Source organism: Achromobacter sp. (genome assembly GCF_057314935.1).
This window is the reverse complement of sequence record NZ_DBHKZA010000105.1, coordinates 1-6,017: the sequence shown is the minus strand read 5'-3', so window position 1 is coordinate 6,017 and position 6,017 is coordinate 1. Positions and strand designations below refer to the sequence as shown.

5 protein-coding genes are annotated in these 6,017 nt (G+C 63.8%); 2 read left to right on the top strand and 3 right to left on the bottom strand.

Annotated elements, in window-relative coordinates; genetic code table 11:
• Nucleotides 1-263 precede the first annotated feature (263 nt).
• Nucleotides 264-1,583 (bottom strand): isocitrate lyase, encoded by a 1,320-nt coding sequence (gene aceA / locus ACO6D5_RS26685; protein ID WP_485827048.1) that lies wholly within the window; start codon nucleotides 1,581-1,583, stop codon nucleotides 264-266.
• Between the two features lie 322 nt (nucleotides 1,584-1,905).
• Here aceA and queF point away from each other — a divergent pair, with 322 nt between their 5' ends.
• Complete coding sequence (queF, locus tag ACO6D5_RS26680) at nucleotides 1,906-2,730, top strand: NADPH-dependent 7-cyano-7-deazaguanine reductase QueF (RefSeq protein ID WP_006225679.1); 825 nt, start codon at nucleotides 1,906-1,908, stop codon at nucleotides 2,728-2,730.
• 21 nt (nucleotides 2,731-2,751) lie between these two features.
• On the opposite strand, the gene ACO6D5_RS26675 is transcribed toward queF, so the two are convergent.
• On the bottom strand, nucleotides 2,752-3,756 hold the full coding sequence (locus ACO6D5_RS26675; protein WP_485827047.1) for a cytochrome-c peroxidase: 1,005 nt from the start codon (nucleotides 3,754-3,756) through the stop codon (nucleotides 2,752-2,754).
• A 158-nt stretch (nucleotides 3,757-3,914) separates the two neighbouring features.
• Entirely contained in the window at nucleotides 3,915-4,823 is a 909-nt protein-coding gene (locus ACO6D5_RS26670; protein ID WP_485827046.1) for a LysR substrate-binding domain-containing protein, read from the bottom strand.
• A 100-nt stretch (nucleotides 4,824-4,923) separates the two neighbouring features.
• On the opposite strand from ACO6D5_RS26670, the gene ACO6D5_RS26665 reads away from it, so the two are divergent.
• On the top strand, nucleotides 4,924-6,000 hold the full coding sequence (locus ACO6D5_RS26665) for a tartrate dehydrogenase (protein ID WP_315844994.1): 1,077 nt from the start codon (nucleotides 4,924-4,926) through the stop codon (nucleotides 5,998-6,000).
• Nucleotides 6,001-6,017 lie beyond the last annotated feature (17 nt).

Sequence of the window (6,017 nt, the reverse complement as noted above, 5' to 3'; positions counted from 1 at the left end):
CGATTCCCGATCCGGGCGGCAAAGCGGCGCGGATCGCGGTGCGCGAATATGAACGCTATTACACCGACAACGCGGTTGCCGAAAGGCGTGGTGGCACGCTGCGGCAGCGGCGACTCGTGGAAGAACGGCTGGTCTATTCCGTGTTCTTCGACCTGTAGCGGCCAGGGCAAGCGTCGGGGCGAAAAAAAAGGGTGCCCGAAGGCACCCTGAATCCACCCTACAACAGCACCTACAACTGCAACTGCAAATTCCTAATCAAGCGCTCAGGCCGCCTTCTGCGCCTTGCCGTGTTCGAACTGGGCCTCTTCCGTCGAGCCGGTCAGCGCAGTGGTCGAGGACTGGCCGCCTTCGATCGTCTGCGTCACGGCGTCGAAGTAACCGGTGCCCACTTCGCGCTGGTGCTTCACGGCGGTAAAGCCCAGTTCGGCGGCGGCGAATTCCTTCTGCTGCAGTTCCACGAAGGCGCTCATCTGGCGGCGCGCATAGCCGTGGGCCAGTTCGAACATGCCATAGTTCAGCGAGTGGAAGCCCGCCAGCGTGATGAACTGGAACTTGTAGCCCATGGCGCCCAGTTCACGCTGGAACTTGGCGATCGTCGCGTCATCCAGGTTCTTCTTCCAGTTGAACGACGGCGAGCAGTTGTACGCCAGCAGCTTGCCCGGGAATTGGCGATGGATGGCGTCCGCGAACTTGCGGGCGTATTCCAGGTTGGGCGTGGACGTTTCGCACCAGATCAAATCGGCGTAAGGCGCATAGGCCAAACCGCGCGAAATCGCCTGGTCGATGCCGGCCTTGGTGCGGAAGAAGCCCTCGACCGTACGTTCGCCGGTGATGAACGGGCGGTCGTTGTCGTCCACGTCGCTGGTGACCAGATCCGCCGCATCGGCGTCGGTACGGGCCAGCAGCAGCGTGGGCGTGCCCATCGTGTCTGCCGCCAGGCGGGCCGACACCAGCTTGGCCACGGCCTCGCGGGTGGGCACCAGCACCTTGCCGCCCATGTGGCCGCACTTCTTCACCGACGCCAACTGGTCTTCGAAGTGCACGCCCGCCGCGCCGGCGTCGATCATGGACTTCATCAGTTCAAAGGCGTTCAGCACGCCGCCGAAACCGGCTTCGGCGTCTGCCACGATGGGCGCGAAGTAGTCGATGTAACCTTCGTCGCCCGGGTTCTTGCCTTCCATCCATTGGATCTGGTCGCAACGGGCAAGCGAGTTGTTGATGCGGCGGACCACTTGCGGCACCGAGTTCGCGGGGTACAGCGACTGGTCGGGATACATTTCGCCGGCCAGGTTGGCGTCGCCGGCGACCTGCCAGCCCGACAGGTAGATCGCCTTCAGGCCGGCCTTGACCTGCTGCATGGCCTGGTTGCCGGTCAGGGCGCCCAGCGAATTCACGAAAGGCTCGCTATGCAGTTGTTCCCACAGACGGGCGGCGCCACGCTGGGCCAGCGTGTGCTGCACGCTGATCGAGCCGCGCAGGCGGATGACATCTTCGGCGCTGTAGTCGCGCTTGATGCCCTGCCAGCGGGAGTTTTCGGCCCAGTCTTTCTGCAAATTGCGGATTTCGGTTTCGCGAGTGCTCATGGTGATGCTCCTGGTCAGTGATGAGAAGACTTCAAAAGATTCGCGTCTTGCATTGCGTGAATCGTTGGACAAAGTCTATGCCTGTGCTGCGGAGCAATGAGGGCTTGTGTCTTATAGAAGATGAAAAATGTTTTTGTTTAAAATCATCAACTTATATTCAACGTTTCGCATTATGGAACGATATTGTCATTTGTGAAATGGGCACTCGTTGCACAGCAGCAGGAACTTTCACATGACGGGACTTACATTTCACAATACGAAAAATCGCTGCTTTTCGGACCGCCTACAATGCCCCCATTCCCGCTGATTCCCTGATTCCGCCATGACCCTGTCTCACGGCCCGCTGGGCCAGAGCGTGGCCTACGCCTCGCAATACGATCCTTCGCTGCTTTTCCCCATCGCGCGTTCGCACAACCGCGCGGCGCTCAATCTGAACGCCGGCAACCTGCCCTTCACGGGCGTGGACCTGTGGAATGCCTACGAACTCTCATGGCTGGACGCCAAAGGCAAGCCGCGCGTCGCCATGGCCACCTTCTCGGTGCCGGCCGACAGCCCCAACATCATCGAGTCCAAGTCGTTCAAGCTCTACCTGAACTCGTTCAATCAGACCCGCCTGGTCAATTCGGCCGCGCTGCGGGGCCGCCTCGAACGCGACCTGAGCGCCGCCGCCGGCGCGCCTGTGGGCCTGGACTTCTTCCTGCCGCAGCGCTTTTCCGAATTGCGCATGGGGGAGATGGACGGCATCTATATCGACAAGCTGGATATCGAGATCGATACCTACGAACCGGCGCCGCAAGTGCTGCGCACCCGCCCCGGGGACGTGGTCGAAGAAACGCTGGCTTCGCGCCTGCTGAAGTCCAACTGCCCGGTCACCGGGCAGCCTGACTGGGCCAGTGTGCAGATCCGCTACCGCGGCGCGCCCATCGACCGCGAATCGCTGCTGCGCTATGTCGTGTCGTTCCGCCAGCACGCGGAATTCCACGAGCACTGCGTCGAACGCATCTTCAGCGACATCATGCAGGCTTGCGCGCCCGAGCAATTGACGGTCTATGCGCGCTACACGCGCCGCGGCGGGCTGGATATCAACCCGTGGCGCAGCAATTTCGAAACCGCGCCCCCGGCGGACGTACGCACCGTCCGCCAGTAAGCGCGCCGGGCCCCGCCCGCCCTACTTCATGAAGGGTTCGGGCCGGGGCGTGCCGTCTTCGGATGGCGGCAGCACCGGATACTGGATCACCGGCTGGTCGCCGGTCAACGTCTTCAGGAACGCGACGATGTCCGCGTTCTCTTCCGGCGTGAACTTGCGGCCCAGTTGCAGCCGGCCCATCACATCCACGGCTTGCGTCAGCGTGGCGGCCTCGCCGTCATGGAAGTACGGATAGGTCAACGCCACGTTGCGCAGCGTCGGGACCTTGAAGTTGAAGCGGTCGGCGTCCTTGCCCGTCACGCCGGCGCGGCCCTCGGCCTTGTTGTCGGTCTTGTAGGGCTCGATCAGCCCCATCTTCTGGAACGAATTGCCGCCCACCGCCACGCCGTTGTGGCAGGCGACACAGCCGCTGTTCTTGAAGAGCGTGTAGCCGGCCAGTTCCTTGACCGTCAGGGCGCGGTCGTCCCCCTTCAACCACTGGTCGAAACGCGAATTCGGCGTCACCAGCGTTTCCTCGAAGGCGGCCAGTGCGCCAGTCACCTCGTCGATCGTGATGCCGTCCTTGCCGAATACCTGCTTGAACTCGGCGCGGTAGCCCGGAATCGAATTCAGCACCTGCACGGCCAATTCGTGCGAGGACGCCATTTCCATCGGGTTGGCGATCGGGCCGCCGGCCTGCTCGCGCAGATCCTTCGCGCGGCCGTCCCAGAACTGCGCGATGTTCAGGCTGGAATTGAGCACCGTAGGCGAATTGATTGATCCCTGTTGCCACTTGTGGCCGATCGACGCCTTCAGGTTGTCTGAGCCCCCCATGCCCAGGTTATGGCAGGAATTACAGGAGATCGCACCCGAGCGCGACAGGCGCGGGTCGAAGAACAGCTTCTTGCCCAGCTCCACCTTCGCGGGGTCCTGCACCACGGCCGCCTCGATCGGGGAAATCGGCTCCTGCCGGGGGGTGCCCATCGCGTGGCTCGTCCACAGCCCAAGGACCACGCCCGCCGCCAGCAACGCGCTCTGCTTTCTCATGTGCTTTCTCCTGTTGAATAACCACCACTTATTTATGGTTATTACATCGGGAGGGATAGCGCCCGGCCTTGCGGCGCGTCAACCGCCGCCGCGGGCGCGCGCGGGATGCGAAGCCGGCTTGATATGCCGCAACCAGCGGATCAGTTGACGGGCGCGGTTCAGTCCAGCGGCGCCTGGGCGCGCAGATGCGCTTCCAGGAAGTCCACGCACACGCGGACCTTGGCCGACGCGTTCAAGCGAGTGGGATACACCGCCCACACGTTCGCTTCCTGCCGGTACTGCGGCAGCACCTGCGCGAGCTTGCCCTGGGCGATCAGCGGTCCCACATCCCACATCGAACGCAGGATGATGCCCCGGCCGTCCACCGCCCACTGCACCACCATTTCGCCGTTGTTGGCGGACAAGGGGCCGCGCACCTTCACCGTGTGCACCTGGCGTCCGCGATGCACCCGCCACACGCCGAAGGGGTGGTCGCGCTCTTTGATGACCAGGCAATCGTGCGACGGCAGCTCGGCCAGCGTGCGCGGCACGCCGCGTTCTGCCAGGTAGGCGGGAGCCGCGCACAGCACGCGGTGGTTGTTGGCGATCTTGCGGGCGATCACATGCGGGGCGATATCGTCGCCGACCCGCACATCCAGGTCGTAGCCTTCCGCCGCCACGTCGATCAAGCGGTCGGCAACGTCAAATCGCACTTGCATGGCGGGATGCTGGCCGACGAACGCCGACAGCGCCGGCGCCACCACCCGCCTGCCGAAGCCGAAACTGCTGCATACGCGCAACAGGCCGCGCGGTTCGCGCCGCGTGACGCTGACCTCTTCGACCAGATGGTCCATGTCGTCCAGCACCCGCTGCGCCCAGTGATAGACCCGTTCGCCGGCCTCGCTGATGACCACGCGCCGCGTGGTGCGGTGGAACAGCTTGGTGCCCAGGCTTTCCTCCATCAGTCGGATGCGCTTGGTGATGTAGGCGGGCGACATGCCCAGGCCTTCGGCCGCCTTGGAAAAGCTGGACGCGCGCACCACGGCGTTGAAGACACGCAGGTCAGCGGGCAACAGGTCATTATTCACGATATGTGCACAGTAAATTCACAGTACGGTCCATTGTAAATGCCTGGCGCCCACGCCTACCATGGCCCGTCTTGTTTCCCTCACTCAGGCAATGCTCCCCATGTCCCAAGTTTTCAAAATCGCAGCCATCGCCGGCGACGGCATCGGCAATGAAGTCATGCCCGAAGGCCTGCGCGCCGTCGACGCCGCCGCCAAGCGGTTCGGCCTGGCCCTGCAGATCGACACCTTCCCCTGGGCCAACTGCGCGTACTACGCAGAACACGGCGAGATGATGCCGGCCGACTGGAAGGCGCAGCTGCAAGGCTACGACGCCATCTTCTTCGGCGCCGTGGGCTGGCCCGCGACCGTGCCCGACCACATCTCGCTGTGGGGCTCGCTGCTGAAGTTCCGGCGCGAATTCGACCAGTACATCAACCTGCGCCATGTCCGGCTGTTCGACGGCGTGCCCTGCCCGCTGGCCGGCCGGCGCGCAGGCGACATCGATTTCTTCATCGTGCGGGAGAACACCGAAGGCGAATACACCAATCTGGGCGGCCGCCTCTTCGCCGACACCGACCGCGAAATCGTCATCCAGGAATCCGTCTTCACGCGCCACGGCACCGATCGCGTCATGCGCTACGCGTTCGAGCTGGCCAACCGGCGTGAACGCAAGCAACTGACGGTGGCCACCAAGAGCAATGGCATCGCCATCAGCATGCCGTGGTGGGACGAACGCGCCGATGCCATGGGCCAGCACTACCCGGACGTCAAGACCGACAAGCAGCACATCGACATCCTGGCGGCGCGCTTCGTGCTGCAACCGCAGCGCTTCGACGTGGTGGTGGCGTCCAACCTGTTCGGCGACATCCTGTCGGACCTGGGCCCCGCGTGCACCGGCACCATCGGCATCGCGCCGTCCGCCAACCTGAACCCGGAACGCAAATTCCCGTCGCTGTTCGAACCGGTTCACGGTTCGGCGCCGGACATCTATGGCCAAGGCATCGCCAACCCGATCGCCATGATCTGGTCCGGCGCGCTGATGCTGCAGTTCCTGGGCAGCCAGGACGCGCACGACGCCATCCTGGCCGCCATCGAGCATTGCCTGAAAGACGGCCCGCGCACGCCCGACCTGGGCGGCACCGCCCGCACCGAAGACATCGGCCGCGCCATCGCGGCGCATATCGAGGCGCACGCCTGAAGCCTGGAAAGCAAAAA